Raw genomic sequence first — 18321 nt, 5'->3', positions numbered from 1 at the left:
TATTAGTTGTTTTTGTCTTCTTTTATATTGTTCTTAACCTCAGTGCCTTGGGCAATGTAAACACGGGAGTGGGCTAAACTCTCCGGATAATTTTGTTGTAAAAAGCTAATTAATTTTTCCCTGACCAGCACACGCAGGTCCCAAGCGGTGGGGGAGTCCACTGCGCTCATAAGAGCCCTTATTTCCACGCTCTGTGGCTTGGAGTCTGTGACCTGTAGCACGTTTACCTTGCCGTCCCAAAGATGGGTATCCTTTAAGATGCGGGTTAATTCTTCCCTGAGCTCCTTAAAAGGAACCCGATAATCTGTATGGAGATAGACGGTTCCCAATATGTCGGACGAGGTTTTTGTCCAATTCTGAAAAGGGGTCTCTATAAAATAAGTGGTAGGCACTATAAGTCGCCTTTTATCCCAAATATTGACAACCACATAGGTCAAGGTTATTTCTTCTATACGCCCCCATTCCCCCTCAACCACCACAACGTCGTCAAATTTTATGGGCTGGGTGATGGCAATCTGTATTCCGGCTAAAATGGTACCTATGAGTTTTTGGGCAGAGAATCCTATTATAATACCGGCTACCCCGGCAGAGGCAAAGACACTTATCCCAACTTCCCGTATACTTTCAAAACTCATTAAGGCGGCCCCAAGGGCCAAAATTATAATGAGGAATATAAAAATGCGCTCCAAGATATTGAATTGGGTGTATATCTTTCTCGCTCTTAAATTGTCCGAAGCCTCCACGTCATAATTATGCACAATTAGCTTCTTGGTAATTTTTAGTGCCACTATTATAAGCCAAGTGATAGAAAATATGATCAATATGGTGCTTATTTTAGTGATGGTAGGGCTAAAATCGCTTAAAAGTAAGAGGGAATGTATAGATTTTGATCGGATCAATAAGGACAGGAACAATATTAATAACGGATTCATAACCCTTTTCATGGCATCTTTTGGGATTAGGTATTTTGGATTCCTTCCCAATTTTCGCAGGGTGTAGGTGATGAGGATATACAGTACGGCCAAAAGAACAAAGGTTGCCGAGGCATATATCAATGTTTCATTGTCTACATTTTTCAGAATATTTTCCATTTAGTTGCAGTTTTAGGTTTTGTAACATACTAAAAACCAGTTAATATATGAACCCTAATCGGTATAGGTTTTATCGTTGTTGGAAATTTTGTAGTAAACATTCCAGAACACTTCTTAATGGCTATTGTAGTTAGGTTTTCAATTCAACTATTATACTTTTCGGTATTTAATTGACTTGGACATTCAATAAAGCCTATCAATTGGAATTATCTATGGCCGTATAGAAAAACAAATTATGGGAATTAAATTATAGTTCCTGTGCAAATGTTATTTTTGTCTGGAAAGTAACAGTTTAAAATAGTAAGATGAAAGGAGTTTTGTTGGTAAACCTAGGTTCCCCTGATAGTCCCACACCTAAGGATGTAAAGCCGTATTTGGACGAGTTTTTAATGGATGAAAGGGTGATAGATGTGCCTTTATGGTTGAGAAACATTATAGTTAGGGGGATTATTTTGCGGACAAGACCTAAAAAATCGGCCGAGGCCTACCGGAAAATATGGTGGGAAGAAGGCTCTCCCCTCATTGTTATATCGGAACGTTTTAGCCAAAAGGTGAAGCAGAAGACCCAAATCCCCGTTGCCTTAGGAATGCGGTATGGGAGTATGACCATCAAGAAAGCAATGCAGGAACTTCATGCAAAAGGTGTGGATGAGGTGTTGTTGGTGCCATTGTACCCTCACTACGCTATGTCCTCCTTTGAAACTGTAGTGGTCAAGGCCATGCAGGTCAAGGATGAGTTTTTTCCAGATATGGCCATTACCACACTTCCTGCCTTCTATAAGAACGAGGACTATATAGATGTTCTTTCCAAAAGCATAGCTGAGGGGCTCAAGGATTTTAAGTACGATCATATTTTGTTTTCTTACCATGGTATTCCGGAAAGGCATATAAAGAAGTCCGACCCCACAAAATTCCATTGCAAGATAGATAGCAACTGTTGTAAGACCAATTCGGTGGCACATCATACCTGTTATCGCCATCAGTGTTATGAGATGACCGAAAAAGTAAAGGAAAATCTTGGCCTTTCCAATGATAAGGTGAGTCTGTCCTTTCAGTCCAGGCTCCCCAATGACCCTTGGCTAAAGCCGTATACCGATTATGAGTTTGAGCGTTTTCCAAAAGAAGGTATTAAGCGCTTGGCTGTCATTACGCCGGCCTTTGTGGCGGATTGTTTGGAAACCTTGGAGGAGATTGCCATGGAAGGGAAGCATCAGTTCCAGGAAGCCGGTGGGGAAGATTATAAGCACATACCTTGTCTTAACGACAACCAAGATTGGGTAGATGTAATGGTGAAGTGGATAAAAGACTGGGAGCTTAAGGAAACACTTCCAGTATAATGGCAAGGGTTTCTGCAGAACAACTGGGCAGTGAGCCAATAGGTAAATTACTTGTTAAGCAGGCGGTACCGGCTGCTATAGGTATATTGGTCATGTCCCTGAACGTACTGGTCGATTCTATCTTCGTTGGGAACTGGATAGGATCTATTGCCATTGCTGCCATAAATGTAGTACTGCCAGTGTCTTTTTTTATTGCTGCCCTGGGAATGGCCATAGGTATTGGTGGTTCTAGCATTATTTCCCGGGCATTAGGGGAAGGTAACAAACAAAAAGCCTTAAAGACCTTCGGAAATCAAATAGCCTTAACGCTTTTGGTCACCATTTCCATGGTAATACTGGGACTGTATTATGTAGACAGTCTTATTCCAATTTTCGGTGGAAAGGGTGAGATATTTGCCTCGGCAAAGATTTACTATATCATTGTATTGTACGGAGTGCCCTTTTTGGCGCTTTGTATGATGGGCAATACCGTAATCCGGGCAGAGGGGAAACCAAGGTTTGCCATGAATGCCATGATAATTCCTTCGGTTGGTAATCTCTTAATGGATTATATCTTTATCTATCTTCTGGATTGGGGTATGGAAGGTGCTGCCTGGGCTACCACTATTGGATATTTTCTGTGTTTTGCCTATATACTGTATTTTTTTCTATCCAAAAATTCCGAATTAAAGCTCAATTGGTCCCATTTTGGACTGGATGGAGCTATATTAAGGGAAATAGGTGCTTTGGGCTTCGTAACCTTGTCCAGGCAAGCAGTAATCAGCCTAATTTATTTGTTGATGAACAATATCCTCTTTGGCTTAGGTGGTGAAGCTATGATTGCTGTCTATGCCATTATTGGTAGGATGCTCATGTTTGCGCTCTTCCCTGTTTTTGGCGTCACCCAAGGCTTTTTGCCTATTGCAGGTTTTAACTATGGTGCAAAAAAATACCAAAGAGTACGAGAATCCATTAATACCGCCATCCGGTATGCTGCAGGTCTGGCATTTATTGTATTTATAGGGTTAATGATCTTTCCGGAAGGCATCGCGGCACTGTTTTTAAGTGACCGCCCCGATATGTCGTCCCATGAACTCGCCATGAATGCTTTTGTGTTGGAACACACCCCCTCTGCCATGCGCTTGGTATTTGCGGCAACTCCCATAATAGCCGTTCAATTGATCGGTGCAGCTTACTTTCAAGCTATCGGAAAAGCCGTACCCGCACTATTGCTGACCTTGAGCCGGCAAGGCTTCTTTTTTATACCACTTATATTAATTTTGCCAAATTACCTAGGGGAACTAGGGGTGTGGATTTCCTTTCCCATCGCAGATGTCCTAGCTACCCTGGTTACAGGTTTTTTCTTGAGGAAAGAGATACAAACCACTTTGGTAGAACACCAAGCCTAGGCAGTCAATATGAAAGCAATAGGTAAACAAGCGGTTTATTACTAATTAAAAAACTTAAAAAAGGGGTTGGATTTTCTATTTCTGTATCCGTGGAACAATATTACGGACAAAAGAATTGCACTACACGCCAATGCGGTATTTGCCAAGATTTCCAAACTGTTTTGGTGCCTAATATAAATTGCGAACAGTGCCCAGACACCAACAGCTGCAAATTCGCGCATGTTTCTTTTGTAAATGATGACCAGGTTTATCAGCGTGGCAACGACAATAAGTACAATGGTCCATTGTAGTTCGGTTAAATATCCGCCCTTCCAACCTATTTTGGTGAGATAAAGGGCAACATTGGCAATGGTGGCTACGGTAATCCATCCGCCGTAAAGACATATGGGCCACCAGGAAAAGGCTATTATTTCTTTGGGGGCATCCCACCGTTCCATGTTGGTGTTGATAATAATTTTGAGAAGGGAGAATAGTATTCCCGCAATAATAACAACCGTTAGGCCCATGTAATCATAGGCAAAAACAATGACCCATAGGGCATTTAGCACATTGGCAATGGCAAACCAATACCCGGTCTGTTCTATATACGCCAGTTCTTTCCTGTCAAATACAACAACTTTTATTTGATAAAGGGCATAGGCCATTAAGCCTAAAAAGATAAGGCCCCAAATAGCAAATGCATAACTGGCAGGGGTAAAAAGATTGGTATACCGCTGACTTGTTTCCCCAATAGTGGTATCGTTAATTTTCAGGGCTTGTGATGCATAATTAACGGCAATGACCAAAATCACTGATATTAGGTTTATAATGGATAATTTTTTTTGCATGTACCTAAATTACGGAACTTTATAGGGAATCCCGTACATGTTATAAATATAGTCCCTTGCACAGTTCAAAATTTCATTGCTGCTGCCCTTCCTTATTGGGGTTAAGGAATTGTGGGTGAAATATGAAGGAAAAACCCGGGGGCTTAAGTATTGCTTCGGTATATGAGACATTGTTTATAAAGATGAAAAGCGCTTGGGGGCCAAAGATTAGTTTTATATTAATGCGTCTACTATCTTTACCGTACAATTGTCTACTTATGACCGATTATTACAATTATATTAAATCCTTGCACCTTATTTTTGTGGTTACCTGGTTTGCGGGATTGTTTTATATACCGCGATTGTTTATCTATCATATTGAGGCCAATCAAAAATCCTCCCCGGAGAAGGAAATACTAACCCGTCAGTTAAAGCTGATGACCAAGCGCCTATGGTTTATTATTACCTGGCCCTCCGCTGTTTTGGCAACCTTCTTTGCTATTTGGTTGTTGATATTGTATCCTGCATGGTTACAGCAACCATGGATGCACATTAAGCTTGTCTTTGTACTCTTACTAATTGCCTATCACCTAAAAAATCATCAGATCTTTAAACAATTACAGCGGGATGAGGTAAGATATACTTCAAAATTTATGCGCATATGGAATGAAGGGGCCACCTTAATACTGTTTGCCGTGGTTTTTTTGGTGATTTTAAAAGGAACCTTTAATTGGATTTTTGGTGTTGTGGGGATTGTAGGCTTGGGCGTATTGTTAATGTTGGGCATTAAACTCTATAAACGGATCCGTGATAAAAACCCGGATGCCTAAGTTTACTTCAATGTATTGTTGATTTGTTTTGGCTTGATAATTGCTACCTTTATTATAAAAATTAATTTCAATTGCTGACGAATATTTCATTGCGTTCCCGAATTTTTGTTTCCATGATCTTTTGGGTGATCGTTGCCTTTATTCTTATTGCTTCGGTTACCATTTATCAATACAGTGAGCAAAATAGGGATTACCATGCTGAACGAATGGAGCGTAAGGAAGAGCAGATAAAGCAGAGTATTGATCTGGTGCTGCAAAAAACTACTTATCCGGTCACTACGGAAAATTTAGGGCATATTTTTAAGGATGAGATCTATGAGATTGCCTTGGTTCAGAATATTAATTTTAACATATATGACTTGCAGGGCCAGCTCATTAAGAGCTCCAGGCCCAAATTTGAAATAGATTCAATATCTACCTGTTTGGATGCAGAGGTGTTGAACAAATTGGCTAGCACGCCCACAAAGCGATACGTGGAGCAAAAGTCGGCTGCAGGGTACCATTATCAGGCTTCTTATACTTATATTAATGATAGGAGATTTAAACATGTAGGGATATTGAATCTCCCTTATTTTGAGGATAATTCCTTTAATGACAAGGAGTTAAAGGAAATCTTATTAAGGCTTACCGGAGCGTACCTCCTACTGATGCTATTGGCTATTGGGTTGGCATATTTAATTTCGAAGTATATTACCAGGTCTTTGCAGACTATTTCCGATAGGTTGGATCAGACTGACCTGACCAAGAGGAATGAGAAAATAATCATAGAAAATCCCAGTGAGGAAATTGGGAAGTTGATCACCTCTTATAATGAAATGATTGATGAGTTGGAAATTAGTGCGGCCAAACTGGCCAAAGGAGAGCGGGAGCAGGCATGGCGTGAGATGGCCAAACAAGTGGCCCATGAGATAAAGAATCCACTCACACCAATGAGATTGAGTGTTCAAAACTTTGAAAGGAAGTTTGATCCCAATGACCCGGATATAAAGAAAAAGGTGTCTGAATACTCCAAGACCTTGATTCAGCAAATAGACACTATGAGTAGCATAGCTTCGGCTTTTTCCAACTTTGCTAAAATGCCTGCCCAGCAGAACGAAACACTGAATGTGGTGAAGATCGTAAAAATGGCGGTTGATATATTTGATGAAAACTATATCCAGTTTTCTTCGGATGAGGAGGAGATAATAGCTAAATTAGACCGTACACAGCTCATTCGAGTGGTGACCAACTTGGTTAAGAATGCTACCCAGGCCATTGCTGGGCTAGAGGAGCCCAGTGTGTTGGTGACGGTTAACAAGGACGGGGATTATGTTAAGATTACCGTAGGGGATAATGGGGTAGGAATACCTATGGAGTCCAAAGAAAAAGTGTTTGAGCCCAAATTTACTACTAAGACCAGTGGAATGGGCCTAGGCCTGGGAATGGTTAAAAATATTGTGGAAACCTATAACGGTAGTATTCAATTTGTATCCCAAGAAGATAAGGGGACGGTTTTTACGGTGCATTTTCCCTTGGCAAAGGACTAGGCAGATCAATATATTTTCACTAAGGCTGTAATTGTCTAAGTGGTTTTCATGAGAATTTAAAAGGACTAACAACTAAATTATAAAACAATGCAATATCAAAATTTATTGGTGGAAACGGATTCAAAGGTATCCTTGATTACCATAAATAGGCCATCCAAACTAAACGCGTTAAATAGTGCTACCATAGAGGAATTGCACCAGGTATTTAAGGTCTTGGAAGAGGATGGGGACACCAAGGTAATTGTATTGACCGGTAGTGGAGAAAAGGCCTTTGTGGCAGGGGCCGATATTTCTGAATTTTCTAATTTTTCGCAAGAGGAAGGGGAGAGATTAGCGCTTGAAGGCCAGCGGAAATTGTTCGATTTTGTAGAGAATTTAAGTAAACCGGTCATTGCGGCCGTGAACGGTTTTGCCTTGGGAGGTGGACTGGAATTGGCCATGTCATGTCATTTTAGGGTAGCCAGCCACAACGCTAGAATGGGCTTGCCCGAGGTTTCCTTGGGGGTTATACCTGGTTATGGAGGTACTCAGCGCCTACCACAACTTATTGGTAGGGGCAGAGCCATGGAAATGATTCTTACCGCTGGGATGATAGACGCCGCTAGGGCTTTGGAATACGGACTGGTAAACCAAGTGGTGGAACAAGAACATTTGTTGGATCTTTGTGAAAAGTTGGCAAGCAGGATATCGAAAAACTCCCCAGTTGCAATCGGCTACGCAATAAAAGCGGTAAATGCTGGTTTTAACAATAGCATTAATGGGTTTAAGACAGAAATAGAGGCTTTTGGCAGCTGCTTTGGAACCGCTGATTTTAAGGAAGGCACAGAGGCCTTCCTTGAAAAACGTAAGGCCGACTTCCCCGGAGCTTAACCCTTGATTAAATATCTTGTTATGAATCTTAGGAAAATTCTTGGGTCACTTGTATTCTTCACGTCTTTTATCTTCTTGACAAATGCTCAGGAAATGCCCATAAAATATAGCTTTGGAGAGAAATATAACGATAGGTATAAGTATTCCAACCTCTTGGAGATTTCTGATGACGGCATGGGAGGTTCCATTCTGGTAAGGTCCTACTATACGGGAATTATACTAAAACCCAAGGGCTATTTTATTGAACATTACAATAAGGATCTGGAATTAATTGGGGAGTATAATTACAAAATGAAGGGGGTAGATTTTGTAAACGCCTTTGTGAAAAACGGTCAATTGCATCTGCTGCTCTTAAAATATGTTGCAAGCAAGGGATCTTATGACTACGTGGTACACAGTAGTCCTATTGGAAATTTCAATTTTGTGACCAAAACAATTCTTTCCATTCCCTCTGAAGAGGTTACTAGTCCTACGGCCCATAATTACTATAGAAGAAATTTTTCATCTGGCTTTACCACAGCCACCTTTTTCAACGAGAATAAGTCGGCCTTCGTTATTAGCACCCACTTTAAAAAAGGACGTGATGAAAGACATTTTATTTATTTGTTTAACAGCGGTTTGAACAAGTTGGCTGAATATGATTTTTCCGATCAGATAGAAGAAAAGAATTATGCCTGGGAAAATGTTGTGACTTCCAAGAATCTAGAACAGGTGTATTTGGTAGGAAAGGCCTTTTATAAAAAGAAACGTTTTGCTGTAACCGATCGTAAATTTCAATACGAACTGTTGAAAATTTCCAATAATAGTGGCACAACACAGACCTTTGACGATCCGGGGAGATTTTCAGAGGCCTTGAAACCTATTCTGATCGATAATAAATTGGTTTGTGTTGGCTTTTATGCAGATAGAAAGGACAATAGGTATAATGGCTTGGCCTATTTTGAATTGGATAAAAACTCCTTGGCAATTAAAGAAAAGAAATATAACCCCTTCTCACAGCAGTTTATGGATGATAAGTTTGGTAGGGGAGAGGGAACCGAGATTAAAAATCTAGTGTTTAAGAATGTAAGCATTACAGATGACAATGACATTCTTTTCAATGCCGAGGAATATTTTGTGACCTCCAGTGTACAGCAGGATCCTACTGGCTCTAGGGTAAAAATAGAAAGGTTTCACTACAATGATATTGTAAGTGCCAAATTAAACAAGAATGGGGATATTATATGGGCCAGAAACATAAATAAGTCGGAGGTTACCCAAGGAGATGCCGCATATACTTCATATAGCTCTTTTGCCCGTGGGGATAATACCTATTATCTTATAAGTACGGCCGCGGAGAATCCGCAATTGTTGAGTGGCGAAAGGCTGATTTTTAAGCAAGGTCTTAGCAGGAACCGAAATGTTTTTATGATACGCTTGGACGAAGAAGGGAGAATCAGCTACGAAAAAGTAATAGATGACCGTGAAGCCCGACTCCCTTTAATGGTTTCCATGCCTTTGAAGGACCAAGAGAACAATAGCCTTTTGTACTACGCTAAAAGAGGTAACAAAAAGCAATTGGTAAAAGTGGACATTGGAACACCTTAGATGGCCCTGTATTTTTATAAAGTCCTCTATTGGTTTAAAGTTCTTGGGTCATGTTCTTGTTGCCCACACTTGAGTAACGCTTTGCGCCTGGGGGCAAGGGACCTCTTATGTTTTTCCAATAATCTGTTCCGTATTCCTTATCTATTGCCAAGTATAAACTATCCAGTTGTTCGCCGGTAGGTTGCGTTGTTTTATGTTTTCTAAAGAAGTCTCCAATTTTTTTAGCGATCTGTCCCTCTTCTGATTGTTGATAGGCGGCCATTGCGGCAACTTGTTTTTCAAATTCAGCCTTGGTCATGGGCATCAAAGGCGGTTGTGAAAGGTATTTGGCCAATTTAGGATCTGTGCCCTTCAGGGAAGACATTGTGGAATCTCTTGGATGTAATATTATGCTTCCCTCCAATAAGTTGTATTTGTCAATAATGGCCTGTGCCTCTTCTATGGTAAAATCAGTGCCATCTTCCAAATCTCTTTTTTTCTGGGCGTTGCAACTATAGCTAAATACTATAAAAAGGATGATTGCCAAGCTTGGTGTGGATTTTTTAATAGCTGTATGTTTATTGCTCCAAAATGTGGAAAGCGTCATCACTCTTAGCGCGAAATGCCAAAGCGAATAAAGTAGAAACAATAATACAATAATTTTTTTCTATTAACACCGTATAACCATAGTGATACCTACTAACACCCTGATAATAACTTGGGTTTCATTTTTTTAAATCCCCATATTCTTAATTTTTAAATCCAAAGCGTGAAGGCGCATTTTTGGGTTTGTCTTATAATTGCATTACGGTAGATGTGATATCTGGGCACCCATTAAAGCCTATTCAGTTAAAGGGTTATGTTGTCTGCAATAGTGAAATGTTGGCGCATTAAAGTGAGTGGTGCTTTCGTTGATTGGGAGTTACTTTTTAATTTGTAATTATTCCTATGTTCTTAGATTGTTAATTTCAAACATTCTTTTCTTTCAATAATAAATCACCTTGAGGGTGTTGGAAAAATTCCATATTTTTGGATAAAATCCAATAATTTGAAGTCAGATCGCTTTATAAAAGGCCGTGGTGCCCAGCACAACACCCAAAATAGTTTTCTAAAATTCTCCAATGAAATGAGGGATGATTTTTTGGAGTTTTGTCGCGTTTCCGGGGAAGAGGCAGACAATAATAAGACTCAATATATATCCATATTTCCAAAGTCTATCGTCAACAAAGTGAACAGCCCGGATGTGGGTATGTCCTATTCCCTGAATCCTTATCAGGGCTGTGAGCATGGGTGTATCTACTGTTATGCACGTAATAGTCACGAGTATTGGGGTTATGGGGCCGGACTTGATTTTGAACGTAAAATACTGATTAAAAAAGACGCTCCAGCCCTTTTGGAAGCCAAACTAAAAAGTAAAAGTTGGAAGGCTTCCACCATCGTACTGTCGGGAAATACGGATTGTTATCAACCGGCAGAGCGCGAATATGAAATAACCCGCGCCTGCTTGGAGGTGTTTCTGAAATATAGGCATCCAGTTGGGATCATCACCAAAAACGCATTGGTATTGCGGGATTTGGATATACTGGTAAAGCTGGCGAAAGATAACTTAATTGGCGTAAATGTATCTGTTACTTCTTTGTCCGAAGATACTAGAAGGGTACTGGAACCCAGGACAACCACCATAAAGAAGAGATTAAAGACCATTCGTGTACTATCTGATAACAACATTCCGGTAAATGCTATGTTGGCCCCCATTATTCCGGGGATTAACAGTCATGAAATATTTAATTTGGCCAAAGCCGTTTCCGAAAATGGGGCGCTTTCTTTTGGGTTTACCCTGGTTAGGTTAAATGGGGCCATAGGTAAAATTTTTGAGGATTGGATACGGAAGGCAATGCCAAATAAGGCCGATAAAGTATTGCAGCAAATTGCGGACTGTCACGGCGGTAGTTTAAACGATAGTAGATTTGGTATACGCAACAAGGGGGAGGGAATCATTGCAAAACAGGTGCATGATATGGTGCATTTGGCGCGACTAAAATTTTTTAAGGGAAAATCTTTTCCCGAATTAAATGCAGATTTATATGGTGAAAAAAAGGATAATCAGTTAAGGCTGTTTTAGTAAATGGTTGGTATTCCAAAAGTATATAATAGTTGTTGTAAGGATTTGTTCCGAACTTTGTCTAATTGAAGACTAACAAAACAATACCAATAAGTACATTTGTACCTTAAGCATGAATAATATGGAAATAAAAATCTGGTCAGACATACGTTGTCCCTTCTGTTATATAGGGAAAAGAAAATTTGAGGAAGCTCTAAAAGGCTTTGAACATAAGGATAGGGTTACTATTAGCTGGAAGAGTTTTGAACTGGACCCCAATCTAAAGACGCAAGTCAATATAAAGGCCCTGGAGCACTTTTGTAGTTCCAAGGGTATAGGAGAGGAACAGGCATTGGAAATGTTCCAACATGCAGCGGGTATGGGTAAGGATGTTGGGTTGGATCTCAAATTTGCTGATGTGGTAGTGGCCAATTCCCTCAACGGTCATAGGCTTATTAAATATGCAGAAAGTAAGAACAAGGCCCCGGAAATGAAAGAGGTCTTGTTGCAGGCCCATTTAACAGATGGGAAAAACATTGATGATGTGGAGGTATTGGCCAATTTGGGGGCTGAAGTTGGTTTAGATAGCAAAGCGGTACGCAGTATGTTACTATCCGATGATTATACCTATGAGGTTCGCCAAGATCAACTGGAGGCTCGGAATTTGGGTATAAACGGGGTTCCCTTTTTTGTGTTGGATAATACCTATGGTATTTCAGGTGCACAGCCCACTGAAGTGTTTCTGGAGAGTCTGGAAAAGGCTTGGGAAAAGTCTACTGATACCAAGGAGAAAACAGATGTAGCCGAAGGCGATTCCTGTAATGTGGATGGGGAATGCCGGTAATTGTATCGTTTTCAAACTACGGCAAAACCCTTCTTGAGTTATTGATGATACTTAATAGGTTATAAATTATACTAATAGGTATAGTGGCTGTACCTTAGGCATTGCCATTCCATTCCTTAAAGAATTGCTCTAAGTATTCCAGCATAAACTGATGTCGTTTTTCGGCTAGTTTTTTGCCAGAATCGGTGTTCATCTTATCTTTTAAGAGCAGCAGTTTTTCATAAAAATGATTCAGGCTTGGTGCCTTGGATTTTTTGTACTCCTCCTTGGTCATTTTTAAATTGGGGGGGATGTCCGGGTTGTACAGTTCCCTGTTTTTGTACCCGCCATAGTTGAAGGCCCTTGCAATGCCTATAGCGCCAATAGCATCCAAGCGATCTGCATCCTGAACCACTTTTAGCTCTTGGGAGCTAAAGCGCTTTTTGGAATCCAAACTGGATTTAAAAGAGATATTTTCAATAATTTGAACTACATGCTCTATTAGCTGTTTTTCTACCTGTAGGGTGCTTAGGAAGTCTGCCGCCATTTTAGGTCCAACGGTCTCGTCGCCATCGTAGAATTTGGCATCTGCAATATCATGCAGTAAGGCGGCTAGGCTAACTACAAGAACATCCACCTTTTCGTCTTTCGCAATAAGAAGGGTATTATTAAAAACACGTTGAATATGAAACCAATCGTGTCCGCCTTCTGCCCCTTTCAGTGTTTCTTTTACAAAGCGGATTGTTTCTTCAATGATCTTGGTATTTGTCATGCAGAGGGAATTATGGCTTGGGTTACAGTTTTCTCTACTTCCTCCAATAGCTGGTTTATGTCTCCATGGGACGTTATAGGGGGGTGGACTTCAAAAGTGATATGGTTTCCCAGTCCAAAGGGGAATTTGCCGTATTTTAACATTTTCCATGAATTGTTAATGCTAATGGGCACTATTAGGGCCGAGGGAGCCTTTTTTATAAGTACTTTTAAACCTGTGGTGTGGAATTTTTTAGGATCCCCTGTCTTGGATCGGGTACCTTCAGGGAATATAACGGCGGTTCTATTATGCTTTTCAATATAGGTGCCCAATTTGGCAATTTCGGTCAAGGACTGCCTACTGTCCTTTCTATTTATTAGTACAGAACCGCCATGTCTTAGATTGTAGGACACGCTTGGAATACCCTTGCCCAATTCTATCTTGCTCACAAATTTGGGATGGTGTTTTCGCATATACCAAATAATGGGCGGGATGTCGTGCATACTTTGATGGTTAAGCACAAAGATAGCGGGCTTGTTGGTTGGGATCTGTTGTTGGTTTTTAAAGGAATATCGAGTGCCAAGTACATGGGTGCATCGCATTAGGGAAAGATTTAATAGGGCCACGCTTTTCCTGTGGGCCTCATAACCAAACCAATTAAAGCATATCCATTGTAGGGGGTGGAACAATAGCAAGGTGAGCCCAAATAACAGTAGATATAAGGCAGACAAGGGATATGCTAGTGCTTTTTGCATGCTACAAAAATAAAAAACCGCTCTATTGCAGAACGGTTTTTATTCAAGAATATTTTCAGAATTTATTAGTCCTAAAAAAGACCTAGCAAAATTCGTTATAAGCCTCCATTAAATTCTCTGCAATAACTTCTGCAGGACGGCCTTCTATGTGGTGACGCTCTATCATATGTACCAACTCTCCATCTTTGAACAGGGCCATACTTGGCGAGGAAGGAGGGAAGGGGATCATAGCGTTTCTGGCTGCATTTACAGCTTCGGTATCCACGCCCGCAAAAACGGTGACCAAATTTGATGGTTTTTTGGCGTTCTGTAAGCTCATTTTGGCGGCAGGCCGTGCATTGGCGGCAGCACAACCACATACAGAGTTTACCACTACCAAGGTAGTTCCTTCTTTGCCAAGGGCAGCTTCAACCTCATCGGCGGTAAATAATTCTTCAAACCCGGCAACTGCCAAGTCCTGTCTCATTGGTTTTACTAATTCCGCAGGATACATAATATATATTTTTATTCGATTATTATTAAAGTGCTCAAAGATAACCATTTTGGAACATTAAAATGGAATACCTTAACTTTTCATTAGACCTTCCGTTGTAAGCTAAAATTATATCTTTGCCAAAATTTATATGTCAGATGATTAAATGGTTTGCCGCAATACTTGGGTATTATACCTTTAGGTTCCCAGGGGCTATACTGGGTTTTATTATAGGGAGTTTTTTTGATAATTTAAAAAGCTCTGGAAGTGGAGGGGCAGGATCCATGTTTAGGGATATTACCCAACAAAACGTATCACCGGCCGATTTTGAGCTTAACCTGTTGTCCCTGTGTTCTATCGTTATAAAGGCCGATGGCTCGGTCAGTCAGAATGAAATGGACTATGTTAGGCGCTATTTTGTAAGTACCTATGGTAAGGATAAGGCCAATGCCATTTTTAGGACTTTTAACGAGGTGGTGAAAAAAAGGGAAATATCCGCAGAACGTATTTGTACCTATTTAAATCAACGTACCCGATACGAGGTACGTCTGCAGCTATTGCACTTCTTGTTTGGTATTGCACAAGCAGATGGCAGTCTACGTCCCGCCGAAATAAATAAGATTTCAGAAATTGCAGGATTTTTTAGGGTAAGCCAAATTGATTTTGAAAGTATTAAGGCCATGTTTATCAAGTCGGCAAACAACGCCTATAAAATTTTGGAAATAGAAAAATCGGCAACAGACGATCAGGTAAAAAAAGCCTATAGGAATATGGCTAAAAAGTACCACCCGGATAGGGTCAATACAGAAAACGAAGCCATAAAAAAAGGTGCTGAGGAGAAGTTTAAGGAAGTTCAGAAGGCATATGAGATAATCCAACAGGAAAGAGGTCTATAGTCTTGGCACAACAATAATATGAACAGTCAATAATTGATATAACAAATGGATAATTTTTGGTTTTATATACAGCTGGGATTGGAACACGTTCTGGATCTTGATGCCTACGATCATATTTTATTTTTGGCGGCCTTGGCCATTCCCTTTACTTTTAAAAGTTGGAAGAAAGTATTGATTTTGGCTACTGTTTTTACCGTAGCCCATTGTTTTTCACTTGGCCTATCGGTTTATGAGCTAGTGGTTGTTGATGCGGGAATAATAGAATTTTTAATACCGATCACTATTTTTTTTACGGCCATCCACAATGTTTTCAATGCCAAAAGGGTAACCGAAAAAAAGAATATGCAGGCCTACCTTATCGCTACCGGGTTTTTTGGGCTTGTCCATGGCTTTGGATTCTCTAATTACTTTAAAATGTTGATGGCTGGGGAAGAAGAGAAAATAGTGCCCTTGATCGGGTTTGCGACCGGAATAGAATTTTCCCAAATCTTGATTCTGTTGGTGGTACTGTGCCTAACCTACTTTAGTGGGGCAGTATTTAAGATAAAACAGCCGCCGTTTATCCAATTTATGTCCATTATTATACTTTGTATCACAATACCTATGTTGATTACAACGTTTCCTTGGTAGGGTTTGGCTAAACCTTAACCTTTTTGAATTGCAGTACTTGTTGGTAGCCACTACCTTAGTGGTGTTAAAGTTTGGTTTTAAACCCTGCCAACAAATATTTTCCTTAAAAAGTTAAATTACCTTTGTAAGGAGAATCGGAGCTAAGGTAATATGTTGCCTTTTGGTTTCGTTGGCAATCCATAAAACGGAAAATTTAGGATGAAGGAATTAAAACAGGAAAAATACGATAAGGCTTATTTGCGAATGGCAAACGAATGGGGCAAGTTGTCCTTCTGTCACAGAAAACAGGTTGGGGCCATCATAGTAAAGGATAGAATGATCATTTCTGATGGATACAATGGAACACCTACCGGTTTTGAGAATATTTGTGAGGACGAAGAGGGCTATACAAAATGGTATGTACTGCATGCAGAAGCCAACGCTATTTCCAAGGTAGCCTCCTCTACCCAATCCTGTGAGGGAGCAACTTTGTACATCACTTTATCGCCTTGCAAGGAATGTAGCAAGTTAATTCACCAGTCTGGCATAAAACGTGTGGTGTATCAAACAGCCTACAAGGATAGTTCGGGGCTTCAGTTTCTTGAAAAAGCTGGAGTGGAATTGGTGCATATGCCCGTAATTGTAAATGTTTAATAAGATATCTGGGAAAAATGAGAAATAAGAATTCCTACTTATGGCCAACCATAATAGCAATGGCATTGTCGTTGGGCATTTTTGTGGGTGGGAAACTGCATTTTAACGACTCCCCGGAAAAGCTATTTACTACAAACTCCAAAAAAGACAAGCTTAATAGGTTAATAGATTATATAGACTACGAGTATGTTGATGAAATTAATACGGACAGTATAGTAGATGTTACCGTAAACAATATTTTGGAAAAATTAGACCCTCATTCCGTTTATATACCCAAGAAGGAAATGGATAGGGTGTCGGAGAACATGAAGGGCGATTTTGTGGGGATAGGTGTTAATTTTTATATGTACCGCGATACCATTTCCGTAATAAGAACTATTGAGAACGGGCCAAGTTTTTTAAAAGGACTTCAGCCTGGGGATCGTATTTTAATGGCGGACAATGATACTTTGTACGGAGAAAATATTCCAAATGATGTGGTGATTCAAAAGCTAAAAGGGGAAAAGGGGTCTCCAGTAAAACTAAAAGTGTTCCGTAAGGATGACCAAAAAACCTTTACCGTGAATGTAAAACGGGATGTGGTGCCCATTAAAAGTGTAGAGGCGTATTATATGCTTACAAAGGACATGGGGTATATTAAGGTTAACCGCTTTGCGGAATCAACCTATAAGGAGTTTAAGGCTGCCTTGAGAAAATTGGAGGCACAGGGAGCAAAAAAATTAACCTTGGATCTAAGGGATAACCCGGGCGGCTATCTTGGGATAGCAGAACAGATGGCCGATGAATTTCTTGGCGATGGAAAGCTTATTTTGTTCACAAAAAATAAAAAGGGAAAAATAGATAAGGTCTTTGCTACAAAAAAAGGCAGTTTTGAGGACAAACCGGTGTATGTACTCATCAATGAACGCTCGGCTTCAGCCAGTGAGATAATAGCCGGTTCCTTGCAAGATAATGATTTGGGTACCATAATAGGTCGCCGATCCTTTGGTAAGGGTCTGGTGCAGCGGGAAATGGACCTGGGAGACGGGTCGGCTGTGCGTTTAACGGTCTCTAGATATTATACACCCACGGGACGCTCTATTCAGAAATCCTATGACAAAGGGAACAAGGATTACTATCAGAAGTTTATGGAGCGCTACCACAGTGGGGAGCTTATCTCGGTAGACAGTATTAAAGTGGCCGATTCCTTGAAATTTAAAACCCCAAAAGGCAAGGTAGTATATGGTGGAGGTGGCATTATTCCAGATGTTTTTGTTCCTATTGGGTCCAATGAATCCGAGGCGGTGGAAAGCATGGAAAGCTTAGGCTTCTTGTCTTATTTTGTCTTTGAACACTTGGACGGGAACAGGGCGCAGTATAAAGGTTATACCAAGGAGGAGTTTATTTCAAATTTTAGGGTAGACGACATTCTCTTCGAAATCTTTGTGGACTACTGTTTGGAAAGGAGTATAAAGATGGACTTCTACGCCTTTGAGGATAAGTTAAAATTATACATTAAGGCCACCTTGGCAGAACAGCTTTTTGATCCCAATTCCTATGCCAAGATCAAGAGTGCGGGAGATGATATGCTGAAAAAGGTCTTGGAATTGGACAGTCCTGCCATACGGCAACAGGAGGCCGAAAAAATTGAAGCCAGGAACTAATCTTCCTCTACTTTTTTCTGAATTTTCTTTGAGCTGCTGTAGATGAGTAACAGTAGTATGGCACACAATGATGCTACAATTCCTATAAGTGCTATGATGCTATTGCCCTTAAAAGGCTCGTTAAAATCTACAAGGGTTACATTGTAGGCGATAAGCGCCAATCCCAATACAATTAGTATTATTATTACAATTCTGTTCATTCC

19 protein-coding genes are annotated in these 18321 nt (G+C 40.3%); 12 read left to right on the top strand and 7 right to left on the bottom strand.

The window, feature by feature from the left end; genetic code table 11:
• Window positions 1-2: 2 nt before the first annotated feature.
• Window positions 3-1091: a mechanosensitive ion channel family protein gene (locus EHW67_RS03035; protein WP_126160858.1), complete on the bottom strand. Its 1089-nt coding sequence runs from the start codon at window positions 1089-1091 to the stop codon at window positions 3-5.
• 305 nt (window positions 1092-1396) lie between these two features.
• Between EHW67_RS03035 and hemH the strand changes: the two genes are divergently transcribed.
• Together hemH and EHW67_RS03025 are read left to right on the top strand one after the other, a co-directional pair.
• Window positions 1397-2428 (top strand): ferrochelatase, encoded by a 1032-nt coding sequence (gene hemH, locus EHW67_RS03030; protein ID WP_126160857.1) that lies wholly within the window; start codon window positions 1397-1399, stop codon window positions 2426-2428.
• Complete coding sequence (locus tag EHW67_RS03025) at window positions 2428-3816, top strand: MATE family efflux transporter (RefSeq protein ID WP_126160856.1); 1389 nt, start codon at window positions 2428-2430, stop codon at window positions 3814-3816. The genes hemH and EHW67_RS03025 overlap by 1 nt, the downstream gene beginning before the upstream one ends.
• A 41-nt stretch (window positions 3817-3857) precedes the next feature.
• On the opposite strand, the gene EHW67_RS03020 is transcribed toward EHW67_RS03025, so the two are convergent.
• Window positions 3858-4643 (bottom strand): TspO/MBR family protein, encoded by a 786-nt coding sequence (locus tag EHW67_RS03020; RefSeq protein WP_126160855.1) that lies wholly within the window; start codon window positions 4641-4643, stop codon window positions 3858-3860.
• A 257-nt stretch (window positions 4644-4900) separates the two neighbouring features.
• On the opposite strand from EHW67_RS03020, the gene EHW67_RS03015 reads away from it, so the two are divergent.
• The 4 genes from EHW67_RS03015 (at window position 4901) to EHW67_RS03000 (ending at window position 9435) form a co-directional block, all read left to right on the top strand.
• Window positions 4901-5452, top strand: coding sequence for a CopD family protein (locus tag EHW67_RS03015; RefSeq protein ID WP_126160854.1), 552 nt, complete (start codon window positions 4901-4903; stop codon window positions 5450-5452).
• A 113-nt stretch (window positions 5453-5565) separates the two neighbouring features.
• The gene (locus tag EHW67_RS03010; RefSeq protein ID WP_126160903.1) at window positions 5566-6978 is read left to right on the top strand and encodes a sensor histidine kinase; all 1413 of its coding nucleotides are present in this window, start codon (window positions 5566-5568) and stop codon (window positions 6976-6978) included.
• 87 nt (window positions 6979-7065) lie between these two features.
• The gene (locus tag EHW67_RS03005; protein ID WP_126160853.1) at window positions 7066-7848 is read left to right on the top strand and encodes an enoyl-CoA hydratase/isomerase family protein; all 783 of its coding nucleotides are present in this window, start codon (window positions 7066-7068) and stop codon (window positions 7846-7848) included.
• Between the two features lie 21 nt (window positions 7849-7869).
• Entirely contained in the window at window positions 7870-9435 is a 1566-nt protein-coding gene (locus EHW67_RS03000; protein WP_126160852.1) for a hypothetical protein, read from the top strand.
• A gap of 34 nt (window positions 9436-9469) precedes the next feature.
• Here EHW67_RS03000 and EHW67_RS02995 read toward each other — a convergent pair whose 3' ends face one another.
• On the bottom strand, window positions 9470-9961 hold the full coding sequence (locus EHW67_RS02995) for a hypothetical protein (protein WP_126160851.1): 492 nt from the start codon (window positions 9959-9961) through the stop codon (window positions 9470-9472).
• 501 nt (window positions 9962-10462) lie between these two features.
• Between EHW67_RS02995 and EHW67_RS02990 the strand changes: the two genes are divergently transcribed.
• Both EHW67_RS02990 and EHW67_RS02985 read left to right on the top strand, forming a co-directional pair.
• Window positions 10463-11536, top strand: coding sequence for a PA0069 family radical SAM protein (locus tag EHW67_RS02990; protein WP_126160850.1), 1074 nt, complete (start codon window positions 10463-10465; stop codon window positions 11534-11536).
• 121 nt (window positions 11537-11657) lie between these two features.
• Window positions 11658-12359 (top strand): DsbA family oxidoreductase, encoded by a 702-nt coding sequence (locus EHW67_RS02985; RefSeq protein WP_126160849.1) that lies wholly within the window; start codon window positions 11658-11660, stop codon window positions 12357-12359.
• A gap of 94 nt (window positions 12360-12453) precedes the next feature.
• Here EHW67_RS02985 and EHW67_RS02980 read toward each other — a convergent pair whose 3' ends face one another.
• The 3 genes from EHW67_RS02980 to EHW67_RS02970 all read right to left on the bottom strand — a co-directional run bounded on the left by EHW67_RS02980 (window position 12454) and on the right by EHW67_RS02970 (window position 14337).
• A complete protein-coding gene (locus EHW67_RS02980; RefSeq protein WP_126160848.1) occupies window positions 12454-13110 on the bottom strand; it encodes an HD domain-containing protein in 657 nt (218 codons plus the stop codon).
• Window positions 13107-13844, bottom strand: coding sequence for a lysophospholipid acyltransferase family protein (locus tag EHW67_RS02975; protein ID WP_126160847.1), 738 nt, complete (start codon window positions 13842-13844; stop codon window positions 13107-13109). Before EHW67_RS02975 ends, EHW67_RS02980 begins: the two co-directional genes overlap by 4 nt.
• Window positions 13845-13926: 82 nt before the next feature.
• On the bottom strand, window positions 13927-14337 hold the full coding sequence (locus EHW67_RS02970) for a BrxA/BrxB family bacilliredoxin (RefSeq protein ID WP_126160846.1): 411 nt from the start codon (window positions 14335-14337) through the stop codon (window positions 13927-13929).
• Between the two features lie 137 nt (window positions 14338-14474).
• On the opposite strand from EHW67_RS02970, the gene EHW67_RS02965 reads away from it, so the two are divergent.
• From EHW67_RS02965 to EHW67_RS02950, 4 genes are all read left to right on the top strand, one after another.
• The gene (locus tag EHW67_RS02965) at window positions 14475-15212 is read left to right on the top strand and encodes a TerB family tellurite resistance protein (protein WP_126160845.1); all 738 of its coding nucleotides are present in this window, start codon (window positions 14475-14477) and stop codon (window positions 15210-15212) included.
• Window positions 15213-15257: 45 nt separating this feature from the next.
• Window positions 15258-15842, top strand: a complete 585-nt coding sequence (locus EHW67_RS02960; protein ID WP_126160844.1) for a HupE/UreJ family protein — start codon at window positions 15258-15260, stop codon at window positions 15840-15842.
• A gap of 198 nt (window positions 15843-16040) precedes the next feature.
• The gene (locus tag EHW67_RS02955) at window positions 16041-16475 is read left to right on the top strand and encodes a deoxycytidylate deaminase (protein WP_126160843.1); all 435 of its coding nucleotides are present in this window, start codon (window positions 16041-16043) and stop codon (window positions 16473-16475) included.
• 17 nt (window positions 16476-16492) lie between these two features.
• Window positions 16493-18118, top strand: a complete 1626-nt coding sequence (locus EHW67_RS02950; protein WP_126160842.1) for a S41 family peptidase — start codon at window positions 16493-16495, stop codon at window positions 18116-18118.
• Here the strand turns inward: EHW67_RS02950 and EHW67_RS02945 are convergent.
• Window positions 18115-18318 carry a hypothetical protein gene (locus tag EHW67_RS02945; protein ID WP_126160841.1) on the bottom strand — a complete coding sequence of 68 codons (204 nt, stop codon included), beginning with the start codon at window positions 18316-18318 and terminating at the stop codon, window positions 18115-18117. The two genes, EHW67_RS02950 and EHW67_RS02945, sit on opposite strands and share 4 nt — an antisense overlap.
• Window positions 18319-18321: the final 3 nt, after the last annotated feature.

This window comes from Arenibacter aquaticus (genome assembly GCF_003957295.1).
Lineage (GTDB): Bacteria > Bacteroidota > Bacteroidia > Flavobacteriales > Flavobacteriaceae > Arenibacter > Arenibacter aquaticus.
Note: the sequence above shows the minus strand (reverse complement) of the source record. Positions and strands in the feature narration are given on the sequence as shown.